This window comes from Nonomuraea sp. K271 (assembly GCF_009908215.1).
Classification (GTDB): Bacteria; Actinomycetota; Actinomycetes; order Streptosporangiales; family Streptosporangiaceae; genus Nonomuraea; species Nonomuraea longispora.
The window spans coordinates 1-14273 of sequence record NZ_JAAAHR010000071.1; the positions used below are offsets into that span (position 1 = coordinate 1).

At 73.7% G+C, this 14273-nt stretch carries 9 protein-coding genes; 3 read left to right on the top strand and 6 right to left on the bottom strand.

Annotated elements, in window-relative coordinates:
- A partial coding sequence (locus GUY59_RS23920) for a S8 family serine peptidase (RefSeq protein ID WP_161714662.1) occupies nucleotides 1-3381 on the bottom strand: 3381 nt, incomplete at its 3' end.
- A 136-nt stretch (nucleotides 3382-3517) separates the two neighbouring features.
- Here GUY59_RS23920 and GUY59_RS23925 point away from each other — a divergent pair.
- Nucleotides 3518-4483 carry a helix-turn-helix transcriptional regulator gene (locus GUY59_RS23925; RefSeq protein WP_138202941.1) on the top strand — a complete coding sequence of 322 codons (966 nt, stop codon included), beginning with the start codon at nucleotides 3518-3520 and terminating at the stop codon, nucleotides 4481-4483.
- Here GUY59_RS23925 and GUY59_RS23930 read toward each other — a convergent pair.
- Nucleotides 4404-4919 carry an ATP-binding protein gene (locus GUY59_RS23930; protein WP_201761262.1) on the bottom strand — a complete coding sequence of 172 codons (516 nt, stop codon included), beginning with the start codon at nucleotides 4917-4919 and terminating at the stop codon, nucleotides 4404-4406. The two genes, GUY59_RS23925 and GUY59_RS23930, sit on opposite strands and share 80 nt — an antisense overlap.
- Before the next feature lie 185 nt (nucleotides 4920-5104).
- On the opposite strand from GUY59_RS23930, the gene GUY59_RS23935 reads away from it, so the two are divergent.
- A complete protein-coding gene (locus tag GUY59_RS23935) occupies nucleotides 5105-5461 on the top strand; it encodes a hypothetical protein (RefSeq protein ID WP_138202937.1) in 357 nt (118 codons plus the stop codon).
- Here the strand turns inward: GUY59_RS23935 and GUY59_RS23940 are convergent.
- From GUY59_RS23940 to GUY59_RS23955, 4 genes are read right to left on the bottom strand one after another with little or no spacing between them, the layout of a single operon-like run.
- Nucleotides 5424-6662, bottom strand: coding sequence for a TIGR02679 family protein (locus tag GUY59_RS23940; protein ID WP_138202935.1), 1239 nt, complete (start codon nucleotides 6660-6662; stop codon nucleotides 5424-5426). The two genes, GUY59_RS23935 and GUY59_RS23940, sit on opposite strands and share 38 nt — an antisense overlap.
- Nucleotides 6659-10765 (bottom strand): TIGR02680 family protein, encoded by a 4107-nt coding sequence (locus GUY59_RS23945; RefSeq protein ID WP_138202933.1) that lies wholly within the window; start codon nucleotides 10763-10765, stop codon nucleotides 6659-6661. The genes GUY59_RS23940 and GUY59_RS23945 overlap by 4 nt, the downstream gene beginning before the upstream one ends.
- A complete protein-coding gene (locus tag GUY59_RS23950; protein WP_138202931.1) occupies nucleotides 10762-11985 on the bottom strand; it encodes a TIGR02678 family protein in 1224 nt (407 codons plus the stop codon). The genes GUY59_RS23945 and GUY59_RS23950 overlap by 4 nt, the downstream gene beginning before the upstream one ends.
- On the bottom strand, nucleotides 11982-13580 hold the full coding sequence (locus tag GUY59_RS23955; RefSeq protein ID WP_201761263.1) for a TIGR02677 family protein: 1599 nt from the start codon (nucleotides 13578-13580) through the stop codon (nucleotides 11982-11984). The genes GUY59_RS23950 and GUY59_RS23955 overlap by 4 nt, the downstream gene beginning before the upstream one ends.
- Before the next feature lie 125 nt (nucleotides 13581-13705).
- Here GUY59_RS23955 and GUY59_RS23960 point away from each other — a divergent pair, with 125 nt between their 5' ends.
- Complete coding sequence (locus tag GUY59_RS23960) at nucleotides 13706-14125, top strand: SRPBCC family protein (protein ID WP_138202929.1); 420 nt, start codon at nucleotides 13706-13708, stop codon at nucleotides 14123-14125.
- Nucleotides 14126-14273 lie beyond the last annotated feature (148 nt).

Below are 14273 nucleotides of genomic sequence, written 5' to 3' on the forward strand. Positions count from 1 at the left end.
GGGCCCGAGTTCGACGGTGTACGTGCCGGGTTCGCCACGCCGTACGTCGAACGAGATCCGCCCGCTCCTCCCCGGCCGCAGGGGGAGGGTCCGGCGCTGGTCCTCCTGGCCGTTCACGCGCAGGACGGCCGCGTACTCGCCGGCCAACTCCCCCACGTTCTTCACCTGGGCCCGCACCTGTACGCGCCCCGGCCGGGAGTGCTCCGAGGTGATCTTCAGGTCGCTCGGTGCGAACAGCGGCTCGGGGCCGGGGGCCAGGTCGTGCACGAAGACGTCGGAGCGGTGATTGGTGTCGCCTTCGACGAGGTTCCCCGCGGAGCTCTCGAAGGCCACGTACCTGCCGTCGGCGCTGATGGACGGCAGGTCGGCCCCGCCGTCGCCCTCGGCTCCCTTGGGAGCTCCTGAGATCTTCCTGCTGGTGCCGGCCGCGACGTCGCGGACGAACACGTCGTTCGACCTGTTGGTGTCTCCTTCGACGATGTCGTCGGCGAGACTGTAGAAGGCGACCAGGCGCCCGTCGGCGCTGAGCGACGGCGCGAACGACATGTTGGAGGCCTCGCCCCCGTCCTTGTTCGCCGACACCAGCTCGGACGTGCCGGTCGACAGGTCCTGGACGTAGATCTGGCCGGTCCCCACGCCGTTGGTGAAGGCCAGCGCGTTGCCGTCGGCGCTGAGCACCGGGGACCTGGTGTCAGTGTCCGGGTGCGGGACCACGACCAGCTTGAGCGCGCCGGCTTCGCGGTCGAGGACGAAGGCGTCCGTCCGGCCGTTGCCGTCACCAGGGACGAGACCGTCCGCGTCGCTCTGGAACGCCACGAAACGGCCGTCGGCGCTGATGGACGGCTCGCGGGACTGGTCGCCCGCCTGCGAGCCGTCGTGGGCGACGGAGATCCGCTCGGTCGTGCCGGCCTGGCGGTCGCGCAGGAAGATGTCGGCGCGGCCGTTCGTGTCGCCGGGCACGAGGTTGGCGGCGTCGCTGACGAAGACGGCGAACCGGCCGTCCGCCGAGAAGTCCGGCGCGCCGGAGACCCCGTCGCCCTGGACGCCCGCGGACGACAGAGAGATCCGCTCGGTCGTCCCCGTCCGCCGGTCGTGCACGAAAGCGTCGGTCTGTCCGTTCGTATCGCCGGGCACCAGGTTGGTCGCCCCGCTGGTGAAGCCGACGAAGCTCCCGTCGTGGCTGACCGTCGGCGACAAGGAGAACGAGTCGCCCAGGCCGCCACCGGTCGGCACCGACACCCGCTCGGTCGTCCTGGTCCGCAGGTCGGTGGCGAAGATGTCCAGTTCGCCGTTGGTGTCCTCGTCGCTGACGAGGTTGGAGGCGAAGCCGGCGAACACCACGACGTTCCCGTCCCCGCTCAGCTCCGGCCACCACGTCTCGTGGTTGGCCTGGCGGCCGTCGGGACCCAGCGACACCCGTTCGGTGCCGGGACGCCGTGGGAGGGTCAGGTCGGCGGTGTTCCTGCCCCTGCCGACGCTCGTCTGCACGGGCTCCGACCGCGAGACGCCGGGAGAGTTCGCCGAGACTCGGTAGCCGTCGCCGTAGGGGACGTCCCTGATGGTGTAGCGGCCGTGCCTGTCGGTGGTGGCCGACAGGTCGTCGGGCACATCGAGCACCGTGACCGTGGCGCCGGGCACCGTCGACCCGGTCGGCCCGTAGGTCACCCGCCCGGACAGCGTGCCCCGGCCCGTGCGCTCCAGCTCCATGCGCACGTCGGAGAGGCGGCCTGCCCGGACGCGTACGGTCTCCGTGCGGTTCTCGTAGCCGAACCGGGACAGCGACAGACGGTGCCTTCCCTCGGGCAGCCGCAGTTCGAAACGCCCGTCCTCCCCGGTCTCGACGCTGCGCCCGTCCGTCCTGGCCACCTTCACGCCGGCCAGCGGCCTGCGGGTGCGTTCGTCGGTGACGACGCCGCGCACGCCGCTTTCGAGCGCGGCCTCCGCGACGGCGGCGTAGGCGTCGATCCGGCCGGCGCCGACGCGGGGGTTCGGGCGAGGGCCGTAGCGGTCGTCGGAGACGGCCGTGCCGGTCAGGATGTCCAGCGCGGCGTCCACGCTCAGGCCGGGACGGGCCTCCATCATGAGCGCGACCGTGCCCGACACGTGGGGAGTGGCCATAGAGGTGCCGTTGAGCGACTGGTACGCGCCCCCGGGTATGGACGACAGCACGTCCACGCCGGGCGCCGACACGTCGGGCACGACGTACGAGTCCGGCCACTCGGGCGGGGCGTCGAACCAGTCGGTCCGGTCGACCACCCCGCCGCAGGAGAAGTCGGGCACGTTGTCGTCGGCGTCGGTCGCGCCCACGGCCACGGACTCGTACACGTTGCCCGGGCTGCCCGACCCGCCGGGGCGGCAGTTGTTGCCGATGGCGAAGGACGGGAACGCACCCGCGTAGTAGATGTTCCTGGCCGGCTGGATCATCTCGTCGGCGTAGCCCTCGCCGCCCAGCGACATGCTGACGATGTCGGCCGGCTCGCCCGCCCTGGTTCCGTCGGCGGTGAACGGCGCGATCGCCCACTGCATGCCCGCGATCACCTGGGCGAAGGTGCCCTGCCCGCCGGGGATGACCAGGGCGCCCATCAGGGTGGCGCCGGGCGCGACGCCGATGCGGGTGCCGGAGGCGTCGCCGCCCGCGATCGTGCCCGCCACGTGCGTCCCGTGATAGCTGCTGTCGTGCGGCTCCGAGGCCACCGGCCTGCCGTCCCGGCCGAACTCGATCCAGCCGCCCGGATGCTTCGGGTCGGAGGGGTCGGCCGTGGCGAGCTTGCCCTGGAGGTCGGGGTGCGTGATGTCGATGCCGGTGTCGAGCACGGCCACGCGCACGCCCTTGCCGGTGAGCCCGCGCTCGCCGCTCACCCTGTCGGCGCCGATCTTGGCGACGCCCCACGTGGTGGCGCCGGCGGCCTTGGGGGTGACGCCCTTCCCGGGGGCGGGCGCGGTCAGCGTGAAGTTGGGGATGATGCGCTCGACCGTCTCGAGCTCCGCCAGGGCGTTCAGGGTGCCGTGCGTGGCCCGTACCAGGACCATGTTCTTCAGCCAGAAAGTGTTGACCACCTCGTCGCCGCGTGAGGTGACGAGCCGGACCACGGGGTCCTGGCCGGCCTTGGCACTGCGCTGCAACGTGTCCCGCGCCTCGGCGCGGGACACCGGCGCGCCGGGCGGCGTGTGCGGGGCGCGAAGAACGACCGCCGCTTCGACGCGCGCGTCGGCGCTCTTGAGCTGCGCGGTCAGCTTCTGGTCGATCTTCGGTGCGGCCTCCGGCTCCGCGGTACGGGTCTCCGCCGCGGCCGGGCCGGCTGTCAGCGCGCCGAGCAGGACGGCCGGTAACAGTGTGGCGAGCAGGCGACGTGTGGCGGATCGTCGGCGGGATGGCGGCATGGTGCTCCTTCGGTGCGGTGGCCACGAGGGCCGATGGTGCACCTGAAACGCTGACATCTACCGATATTTCCTGACAAGATCGCTTTGTGACGAGTTTCCGTCACATGACGTGATCCCGACATCCAGGAGGGGCGGCGTGCTCGAGGCCATCGGACTCGGTCCTCAGGACGAGGAGGTCTACGACGCCCTGGTCCGCCGGACGCAGGCGACGGTGACCGAGATCGCCGACGACTGTCACCTTCCCGCCACGGCCGCGCGGCGCGTTCTGCAGTCGCTGGTGGAGCTCGGCCTGGCCACCCGCTCGGCCGGCAGGCCGACCCGCTACGTCGCGGTCTCGCCCGACAGCAGCCTGGAGGCCATTCTGCGCGAGCGCGAACGTGAGCTGGACGGGGTGCGCGCCCACATCAGGTCGCTGATGGACGTCTACCGCGCCGGCACCCGTTTCGCCCATCCGGGCGAGCTGATCGAAGTGGTCTCGGGCCGCGACGAGGTCAACCACCGCTGGGTCCGGATGCAGCAGGACACGCGGGCGCAGGTGCGCGGGCTCGACCGGCCGCCGTACGCCGCTCCCCAGGAGCACACCGAGTCGAACCCGATCGAGCTCAACCTGCTCCGGCGTGGTGTGAAATATCGCGTCATCTACGACACCAGCGTGCTGGATCTTCCTGGCTGGCTGGAGGACGTGACGGCCGGCATGCAGCACGGGGAACAGGCCAGGATCGCCGCCGGCCTGCCGATGAAGCTGGCCATCTCCGACGACCGGCTGGCCATCATCCCGCTGCTTCGGGCCGGCGACGACGCGGTCACGGCGTCGTACCTGATCCATCCGTCACCGTTGCTGGACGCCCTGGTGGCGCTGTTCGAGGCACTGTGGGAGCGCAGCGTGCCCGTCCGCATGACGGCCCGCGGCGGGGAGTTGTCGGACGACGAGGAGCGGCTGCTCACCCTGCTGGCGGCGGGGGCGACGGACCGCGCGGCGAGCCGGGCGCTGGGGTGGAGCGAACGCACGGTTCAGCGGCACATCACGAAGCTGATGCGGCGGCTGGGGGCGCGGACCCGCTTCCAGGTCGCGATGGAGGCGACCCGGCGCGGCTGGATCTGATCGGATGGAGAGCCGTCACGCCCGCCGACGCGGGATGGGTGACCGAGAACCACACGACCTTGCCGCCGTCGGCCGCCCGTACGCCCCAGTCGTCGGCGATCGCGGCGACGATCTGCAGGCCCCGGCCCGACGGTGTGCCGGGCGCCGGGGTACGCGGGCGCGGCATGCCGTCGCCCGGGTCGAACACCTCGCCGTAGAGGCGGCCGCCGTGGTCCTCCAGGCGCAGCGCGTACGCCGACCCGCCGTGGACGACGGCGTTGGTGACGAGTTCGCTGACGATGACGAGGCAGTCGTCGATCATGTCGTCGTGGCCCCACGCGGTCAGGTCGGCGCGGACCAGAGCGCGCGCCCTGCCGACGCCGGCCGGCACCGAGGGCAGCAGGTGCTCCGCCGTCCGGATCGGCGTCGCGGGCGGGGGCCCGTGGCGGAGGGGCATGCGCATCACATCTCTCGGTTTTTGGGAGCGCTCCCATACCAAGGTAAGCCCTTTCCCTGCTTCTGGGAATCCATGACGGCACACATTGTTGCCTAACCGTGTCCAGTCTCGGGCACGCTTCCAACACGGAGAGTAATCGTGCCGACACATGAGGTGTCGGCACCGGATCGAACTGAGGAGAGCGTATGTCCAGGAAGGCCATCACCGCCCTGACCCTCGCGGCCTGCATGCTCCCGGGGGCGGCACTCGCCGCGCCCGCGAGCGCCGACGCGGAGAACGACCTTAGTGACTGCTACGACGGCACATGCACGCTCACCGTCACCGAGCCGGTGACCTTCCCCGTCGACCCCCGCTACCGCCTGTCCGACGTTCGGGTCTCCAAGGTGCATGTCGCCGGCATGTTCCACGCCGTCATGATCCAGTCGACGAACTCCGGCGCGGCCACCACCCTCGGCGCGGGCACCCGCGGCAGCATCAACGGCCTGTCCGTACACGTGCAGCGCATCACCGACACCGACGCGACCGTCCGCTTCGAGGGCTGACGGCGGCGGCCAGGTCGGCGAGCAGGCACTCAGCGACCAGTTCCTCGGGTACGGCGAGCCCGTGAGAGCGCAGGGCCGGGGCCAGGCCGGGGTCCCAGGGGGCGTCGGTCACCCGGCCCGGCGTCGGGCCGGACAACAGACCTGACCACAAGCCCGACGAGGGGCCGGACGGCGGGCGGCCCGCGAGAGCCCGCAGGTAGTCGTCGGCGGACATCCGCCACGGCTCCGCCCCGGTCTTGGCCATGGTGTAAGCGGCGATCCGCAGGCCCTCCCCGTCGAAGTCGCCGTGATACCGCAGCCCGACGTCCCGCGGAAACGCCCGGAGCAGGCGGATGACGGCGCTGTTCGGCCAGCCGGAGGTGCAGACCATGGGCGGGCAGTCGCCGCCGAAGCGCTGCTCGGCCAGGGCGAGCACGGTCGGGTTCTCCACCACCCAGACGACCCGCTCGCGCACCCACAGCTCCTGCGTGTCGTGGAGCTGCGCCAGGGTGATCACGCTGGCCCGGCCGTCCCAGACGCGCAGGGCTCTGGCCAGGGGCTCCTCCCCGTCCGGGCGTAAGCCGGCGACCAGGGCCGTCGTCGACAGCGCGTCGCAGGCCACCCCCGCCCGCTCCCACAACGCCCGCCTGGCCTGCGCGCCCTCCGGCGCGGGCACGTCATAGAGCGTCGACAGCGCCTTCAGCACCAGCGACGACAGCCGCGTACCGTCGTCCAGGGCGTGCGGGTCGCCGGTCACGTCGGCGGCCACCGCCGCCAGCGGCCGTCCCGCGGCGGGCAGCGCGGCCAGCACGGCCAAGGCCCGCTCCATCAGGTCGCGGCCGGCGCGCGCGGCCGGCAGGGCGAGCAGCGCGGGCTCGGCCACGACCACGGGATGCGCCGCGAACCAGGCGGCCAGCGCCGTCCGCTCCCGTTCCCGCTCCTCGCGCCTGCGCCGGCGGTCGCCGAGCGGGCCGGCGATCTCCTCGGTGACGGCGCGCACGTCGAGCCCGCCGAGCGCGGCCGCCAGCCGGGACACCTCGATGGTGATCGAGGCGCCGGGGTAGCGGTCGAGGCCGAGCAGGTCGGCGACGGCGGCCTGCTGCCCGTCGGCCAGGCCCGTCACCCTGACCCGGCTGACAGGGCGGCCGGAGGAGAGCCGCTCGTGCAGGGCCAGCCACACCGGCCGCAGCTCGGGGGCGCGCAACCGGTCGGGGACGGTCATTCGGCCGGCACCGTACGGTAGCCGTTCCAGACGAACCTGGCCGTGGTCACCGCGTCGTCGCCGTCCCCTGTGATGAGCTGGTGGATCGCGATGCCGTCCAGCTCCCGGTATTCGCACCACTCGTGGTCGGACGTGAGCACCAGGTCCAGCCCCAGGTCGACCAGCAGGTCGAACACCTGCCCCCGGTTGGTCCTGTCGACCCCGACGAACACCTCGTCGAGCAGGATGAAGCGCGGGCACCCCGGATCGGTCTGGTAGTGCGCGGCCACGGCGGCGAACAACGGCAGGTGCAGCGCGATCGCCTTCTCCCCGCCGGACAGCGCCCCGTGCAGCTTCCTGGTGAGGTCCTGCCAGCCCTGACCGTCGCCCCGCTCCAGCCTGACCACGAACCGGTGCCAGGAGGTGTAGTCGAGCACCTTCATCAGCTGGTCCTCCCAGCTCGCCGACGAGTTGTCGGCCCGCGCCTCCTCCACGCGGTCCCTGAAGAAGACGTAGAGGGCCTCCTTGTCGGCCTCGCTCAGCCCGGCGGGGTCGCGCAGCAGCAGGTCGCGGGCGGCGCGGGTGCCGGCCGACTGGGCGGGATCGACCTGCCACACCAGCCGCACGGCCACCCGCGAGGCGGTGCGGACACGTTCGAGGCGCTGGTTCATGCCCTCGACCAGCGCGCTCGCCTGCCTGATGCGGTCGGCCAGGTGCCGGCGCGTGTCGCCGGCCAGCGTCCGGTCGAACAGGTCGCGCTCCGCCTCCGTGATGTCGGAGCGCCGCTCGTCGCGCTCCTTGCGCAGCGCCGCGCTGAGGGCCGCGGCCCCCGCCCGTACGCCGCTGACGGTGGCCGTCAGCACCTGCACGTCGTCGTCGGGCGCCAGCTCCAGGTCGGCCCGGTCGGCGAGGACCTCCCTGGCGTGGTGGAAGGCGTCCTGCAACCGCGCCTCGGCCTCCCTGACGTTCTTCAGCTCGTACGGCACGGAGGACAGCCGCTCGCCGACGGCCCTGGCCGCCTCCAGCACCGCCCTGACCCCGGCACCCGCGGCCGGCTCGACCGTCACCCGCGCGTCCGCCGGCAGGTGCCCGGCCGCCAGCCGCCGGAACCGTTCGGACACCTCGTCCCGCGTGCGCCCGGCCTCGGCGTGCCGTTCCTCCGCCGTGCCCAGCTCTCCCCTGAGCCGGCCGAGCCTGGCGTTGAGCTGGGCCAGGCTCTCGTTGACCGACTTGATGAGCCGGCGGCAGGCGTGGTAGGCGGTCTGGGTGTCCTGGAGTTGTCCGAGGACCCGGTGGTGCTCGGCGCCGACCGTGGACTCGACCGCGGCCAGCTTCTCCGCCAGCACGACGGCGGCGGCCGCGGCCTCCTCGGCGCGTTCGACGGCGGCCACGGCCAGCGCCTGGTATTCGCGGGCGGTCTCACGCGCGTGCCCGGCGCGTTCCCTGGCGGCGCGGGCGCCCGCGCGCCGGTCGTGCCAGACGGTGCCGGTCATCTCGGCGGTGCGCAGGGCGTCTTCCAGGTTGTCGAGCGCGGGCGGGCCCGTGGGCAGCGCGTGGCTCGCGGCCAGCTCGGTGAGCCGCCGCAGCGACCTGGCGACGTCCTGCTCGCGCTCGTGCAGGCGCTGCTCGCAGGCGTGGAGGCGGTCTTCGAGCAGCGCCACCCCTCGTACCGCGCCGTCGAGCTCCTGCACGGCCTCGGCGTACGGTGTCCTGTCGGGCCTGCGCCGCAGCTCGGCGGCGAGCGTGTCGCGGTCGCCCTCGACCACGGCGAGCAGGTGGTCGCACTCGGCGACGGTGCCCGCCAGCTCCCCGAGCCGGTCGTCGAGTTCGGCGATGCGGCGGCGCCGGGCGCGTTCGCGGGCGGTGGCGCCGATGTAGGAGGGTTCGGGCTTGACCCAGCGGCCCGCCGCGAGGCCGAGCCGCCAGGTGCCGTCGGCGCCGATGACGGCCGGATGGTCGACGCCGATCGCGCTGGGCGCGAACGCGATGCCGGACAACACCGTGTCGGCGGGCACCGGCGAGTCCGCCTCCGTGAACAGCACGTGGGCGAGGCTGTAGCCGGGCGCGGGCTTGGCCAGCGCGGCCACGGCGAAGGCGTCGTGCTCGCCCGCGTCGAACCCGCCGTCGGGCAGCAGCCACAGGTCCAGCAGCCCGGCCGCTTCGAGCGCGGCCTCCACGCCCGCCTGCGCGACCGGATCGAGGCCGGACCTGAACGCCACGGCCCGCCACAGCGGCGCGCCCGGACGGCCCTGCCGGCTCGTGGTGCGGGTGTGCGGGGCGGGCGGGTCCAGGACGGTCCGGTCGTTGAGGCGTTCGCGTTCCTTGGTGAGGTCGGCCCGTTCGGCGACCAGCCGGTCGCGCAGCCCCGTCAGGTGCTGTTCCCGGGCGGCGTAGCGAACGGCCGCGGCGGTGCGGGCGGCGCCGACCAGCTCGTCCGCCCGCTCGAACCGTTCGGCCAGGTCGGCCAGTTCGCCGGGGTCGAGCTGGAGCTGGGTGCAGCCGCCTGCCCACTCGGCCAGGGCCGTGGCGAGGTCGCGGGCCCGCTCGTCGCGCAGGCGTTCGGCCTGGTCGTGGGCGGCCCTGGCGGCGGCGAGGTCGTCCCTGGCGTCGTCGCGATCCTGCTCGGCGGTGGCGCGGCGGTCGACGGCCTCCTGGTGCCCGGCGATGCCCGCCCGGACCTCCCTGATCTGGGCGGCGCGGCTGGACACGGCGGCACGCAGGAGCTCCCGCGCCCTGCGTACGTCCTGCTCGCCGTCCGGCCCGCCCTCCGGACCGCCGGGTGCGGCGCCCACCTCGCCACCGGCGCCGTGGGCGACACTGTGGGCGGCGTCCTGCCCAGAGCCGTGGGTGGCGGCGCGTTCGCTCTCCTCGTGGACGCCGAGCAGGCCGGCGCGTTCCGCCGCCCTGCGGGCCTCGCCCCTGGCGCGGTCGGCCAGCGCGGCGGCCGTGCGGGCGCCGTCCTGGGCCCGGGCGGCCAGCTCCTCCTTGGCTGCGGCGGCGTGGGCCGCCGTCCCCGCCTGGTCGCGCAGCCGGGCCGCCGTCTCGTGCGCGGACTGCGCCTCCGTACGCAGCCGGTGCAGCCCGCCGCCGGCCTGGTACGCCTCGCTCTCCTTGAGACCCTCGATCTGCGCGGCCAGCGCCAGTTCCTGCGCCTCCTCCTCGGCCAGCCGCACGGTGGCGGCCTCCAGCTCGCCCTCGGCCTCCGTGAGCGCCTCCCGCTTGTTCCGCACCTCGGCGGCCAGCGAGTCCAGCGTGTAGCCGGCGGACGTGACGGCCGCGGCGGCGGCCCGCAGGACGCGCTGGGCGTACCCGCGTTGACGGGCGGCCAGCCGGTCGGCCTCCTCCACGTCGCGGTCGAGCAGCCGCAGCTCCTCGCGCTGCCGGTCGAGCCGCTCGAATCCCTCCGCGATCTCGTGGATCTCGCCCTCGCCGAGCGGCGGCAGCGCGCTGGACAGCAGCTCCGACAGCAGCCCGGGATCGAGGCGTTCGGACAGCTTGGGGGTGCGCAGCTGGCGCAGCGCGGTGAGCAGCGAGTCGTAGCGCTGCTCGTTGAGCCCCCGGTAGAGGGTCTGGCGCACGACCCTGCGGTAGGCGTCGGCGGACTCGTGCACCGTGCCCGAGGTGCCGAGCTCGTCGGCGAGCTGGGCCTTGGTCAGCGGCTGGCCGCTTTCGCCGCTGAGCCGGATGCCGTCGGGGGTGTCGACACGGGCCTCGGTCGTGAAGTAGGCGGCGGTGACGTTCTTGGTGTGGACGGTGGCCTGGAGCCGGGCGCCGCAGGTGAACCAGCGGCCGCCGGGGTGCCGGAACTCGATCCACACGTAGCCGACCCGGGTGGCGCCGGCGGCGCCGTCGCCCATGAGGTTCCAGTGCATGGTGCGTTCGGTGCCACCGAACGTCGACAGCCTGCTCGGCTTGAGGCTGGCGTCGAGCAGGTACGGCAGCAGCAGCTCCAGCACCTTGGACTTGCCGCTGCCGTTGGGCCCGCGCAGCAGCAGCCGGCCCCGGTGGAACTCGAACACCTCGTCGTAGTAGCGCCACACGTTGAGGATGCCCGCGCGTACGGGTACCCAGCGGTCCTCCACGACCTGCGCGGCGCGCGCGGGTGTGAGCTCGGTGACTGTCATGCATCCTCCTGGACGGCCGTGCCGCGGTCGACCCGGTAGCGGGCCGCGGCGGGCAGGGCGGCGACCCGGTCACCCGTGCGGCGGGCCAGCCCGAACATCGTGAGCACCTCCAGCGCGTCGGCGGCCAGCCGCGCCCCGCCGCCGTCGGACTGGTACGCCTTCGCCCACTGCGGGAACCGGCGCAGCAGCCCGTTCGCCTCGGCGTCGAGCCGCCGGGCGGTGACGGGACCGGCGGAGACGAGCAGGTCGAGCAGCAGCAGGGCGGCCACCTTGGCGTGGCTGCCGTCGTCGGGGAACCTCGTGTCGGTGGCGGTGCCGTCGGGGTCGACGAGCAGGAACCCCTCGGCCCGCTCCTCCAGCACGAAGCCGGCCTCCTCGGCGGCGCGGCGCAGGATCTGGCGGCCGGTGAGCGAGGCGGCGTAGTCGGACTCGGCGCCGGTCAGGTCGGCGCGGTAGACGACGGGCTCGTCGAGCAGCCGCCGGATGAGCGAGTGGCGGGCCCACAGGTTGCGCTGGGTCTCGGTGGGCTCGTCGCCGCCGTAGCGGCTTTCGGTGGTGAGGGCCGCGGTGAGCTCGGCGAGCGTGCCGGGGTCCGGCTCCTCGGCGGCGCGGGCGGCGATCCGGGACGGCGGCACGGGCGCGGCCAGCAGCCTGATCACGCGGGTGGTGTCGACCCGGTAGAGCACTTTGGCGTCTTCGTCGTCCAGGTAGGAGTCGGTCGTGCCGTCCATGACGGTGATGGCGCCGTGGTGTTCGAGCAGTTTGAGCGCGTCGACGAGGGCGGCCCGTTCGCCGGCCTTGACCGGGTCGAACGCGGGCACGTCGGCCTCGACGGCGGCCGCCTGCACGACCCGCTGGGCGAGCATGCCGATCGTGGTGACAGGCGAGGTGAGCAGCTCGGCCGCGCAGAGGCAGAACAGGGTGTAGCGGCGGCGGTCGAAAGGCGCTCTGGTGGCGCGGCGCCGGCGGGCGGGCCTGGTGGCGCTCGGCTCGGTCCTCACCTTGACCAGCCGGGCGTAGCCCTGGCGCGGCTCCACGACCAGCCGCCAGCCGCAGAAGTAGTCGAACCACTGGATGAGCGGCTGCCGGCGTTTCCTGATCAGGTCGAAGGCGGCGGGGTCGGTCTGCAGGGACACGAGCGGCCGCCCGAGCAGGGTCCTGATCGCCCGGGCGATCTCCTCCTTCTCGGCCCTGACGAGCTGGTTGGCGAGGCTGCTCATGCGCCCGCCGCCCGGGATCCCGCCGCGGGCACGCCGGCGTGGGAGTCGCCGAGCGCGCGCACGTCGATGAGGTAGTCGGGGCCGCGGAACCACCCCTCGGACGTGCACAGCACCGCCACGGCGCCGTCGCCGGGCGCCCTGAGCACGATCTCGACGCGCCCGTCGGAGGTGACGGCCCGCCGCGCGCCGGTCGTGTCGGGGCGTTCGGCGAGGGCCCTGCCGAGCAGGTCGAGCAGCCGCCCGAACGCCTCGTGGTCGAGCTCCTCCAGCTGCGAGAGCCGTACGGTCCCTGTGGTGGCGAGCGCGGCCCAGGCGGCCTCCAACTCGGCGCGTTCCTTCTCGGCCCGCGCTCGGCGCCCGGCCCGCAGCTCGGCCACGTCGCGGACCTTGCCCGTGCGCCCCATCCGCTCGGTGCGGCCGCGCGAGCGCAGCAGCGCCGACACCTCCACGGGCTGGGCCTCCGACCAGGGGACCCCGGAGGGGATCAGCTCGGCGTCGGGGTGCCCGAGGTGCGCGTGGCGGGCGGAGCCGAGCCCGAACGCCGCGTCCCACAGCCGGTGCGCGTCGTCCTCGGCGGGCGCGGTGGCGAACCAGCGGGCCAGCGTACGGAAGTCGGCGGCGGCGCTGGAGGATCGGCGGCGGGAGTCGGTGATCCGGTCGAGCACCTGCAGCAGCGCCACGATCGCCCGCCTGGCCACGTCGTGCAGTTGCCGCACGCGCGGCACGACGGGTTCGCCGGTGTTGTCACCGGTCCTGGCACCGAAGCCGTCGTGCTGGGCGAACCACGACCGCAACCCCTCCCACTTGGCCGCCCGCGCCGCCAGCCACGGGGTGGCGTGGTCGGTGCCGGGCGTCCTCGGCAGGTCGGCGCCGTCGAGCGCCCGCGCGTGCAGCACGCTGACGCCGTGCGTCTCGACCCCTTCCAGGGCGGCGGCGATGGTGTCGCCGCGCTGCTCCAGGTTGGTCACGAACTCCTGAAGGTAGGCCACCGTGGCCGACTTGACCTCGTGGAACGTGGCGAGGTCGGCGCCTTCGAGGCGCAGCAGCCGCTGCAACTCGCCGTTGAACCGCTTGGTGTTGTTGCGCAGGCCGTCGAGGTGGCCCTCCAGCTCCTGCAGGCAGGTGAAGACCCGCCGGTTGCGCCCGGGATCGGGGTCGCGCAGCAGCGTCTCCAGCTCCCCCAGCCGGTCGGCGACGGCGTCGAGCACCGCGGTCTGCAAGGCGCCCGCCGAGGCCAGCATCGCCATCGCGTGCTGCACCCCGGCGAACGCCGCCTCGCCCCGCCTGGTGAGCGAGTACTGCAGGTTCTTGCGTTCGTACTCCTCGGCGGTGGCGAAGGTGCCGGCGTGGTTGAAGATCACGTCGAGCAGCCCCCAGCCGGCCAGCTGCTTGAGCGTGCCGGACAGGTCGTGGTCGGCGACCGGGGCGTACCATCCGACCGCCCGCAGCCGCTCGCGGACCTCCTCCGACGTCAGCGCCGTCTCCAGCCGCTCGTTGGCCTCGCCGAAGGCGTAGAGCACGGCGGCGTGGAGGTCGGCCCGCTCGGTGGTGGTGAACCGGAACATCTCCGGCGGCACCCGTGGCAACTCCGCCATCGCCCCGCTCCCCTCGCCGCACGGACTCGCGCCGACAGCAACGGTAGCGGCAGGGCCCGGCGGTCCGGCGGCTGTTTGCCCGCACATCACACGGGTACGGCGGGAGCATTGATCAGGGGGTTGCGATGGCGGAGTTCGAGGCGACGCGCGGCATGCCGGCCGACAGCATGATCGTGTACGGCGTCGCGTCCGACGTGGAGATCATGGACAGGTGGCTGCCGCAGGGCCTGACGGTGACCGGCAGCGGCCCCGGCACCGTGGAGGCGGGCGGCGACCTGGTCCCCGGCACGGGCACGCACGAGGGCTTGTTCCGCGCCTCCGACGAGCAGCTGCGGGTGGAGTGGGGCGGGCGCGACCATCCCGGATACGCCGGCTGGCTGCAGGTGTCCGACTCGGCGAGCGGCACGAGCGAGGTGACCGTGCACATCTCGCTGCTCGACGAGCCCGATTCGGGGGCCCACGCCGACGAGGTGCGCGAGCTGCTCGACCGGTCGCTCGGACAGCTGGCCGACGAGGTGCGCAGGCGCGTCGACGCCGCCGACTGAGGCGCTCGCTGAGGCGCTGACGACGTCGGCTGCGCGCGCGTCCGGCGCTGACGGCTCCGGGTGGGCGCGCGTCCGCGGCTGACGGCTGCGTCCCACCCATCGGTGTGGGAGTGGTGAGGTTCGGGTCAACCCTGGTCGTGCCTGCGCG

Coding starts and splice junctions, on each gene's coding strand:
- GUY59_RS23945 (WP_138202933.1), bottom strand. CDS start 10,765: ATGACAGTCACCGAGCTCACACCCGCGCGCGCCGCGCAGGTCGTGGAG.
- GUY59_RS23940 (WP_138202935.1), bottom strand. CDS start 6,662: ATGACCGTCCCCGACCGGTTGCGCGCCCCCGAGCTGCGGCCGGTGTGG.
- GUY59_RS23960 (WP_138202929.1), top strand. CDS start 13,706: ATGGCGGAGTTCGAGGCGACGCGCGGCATGCCGGCCGACAGCATGATC.
- GUY59_RS23955 (WP_201761263.1), bottom strand. CDS start 13,580: ATGGCGGAGTTGCCACGGGTGCCGCCGGAGATGTTCCGGTTCACCACC.
- GUY59_RS23950 (WP_138202931.1), bottom strand. CDS start 11,985: ATGAGCAGCCTCGCCAACCAGCTCGTCAGGGCCGAGAAGGAGGAGATC.
- GUY59_RS23935 (WP_138202937.1), top strand. CDS start 5,105: ATGTCCAGGAAGGCCATCACCGCCCTGACCCTCGCGGCCTGCATGCTC.
- GUY59_RS23930 (WP_201761262.1), bottom strand. CDS start 4,919: ATGCCCCTCCGCCACGGGCCCCCGCCCGCGACGCCGATCCGGACGGCG.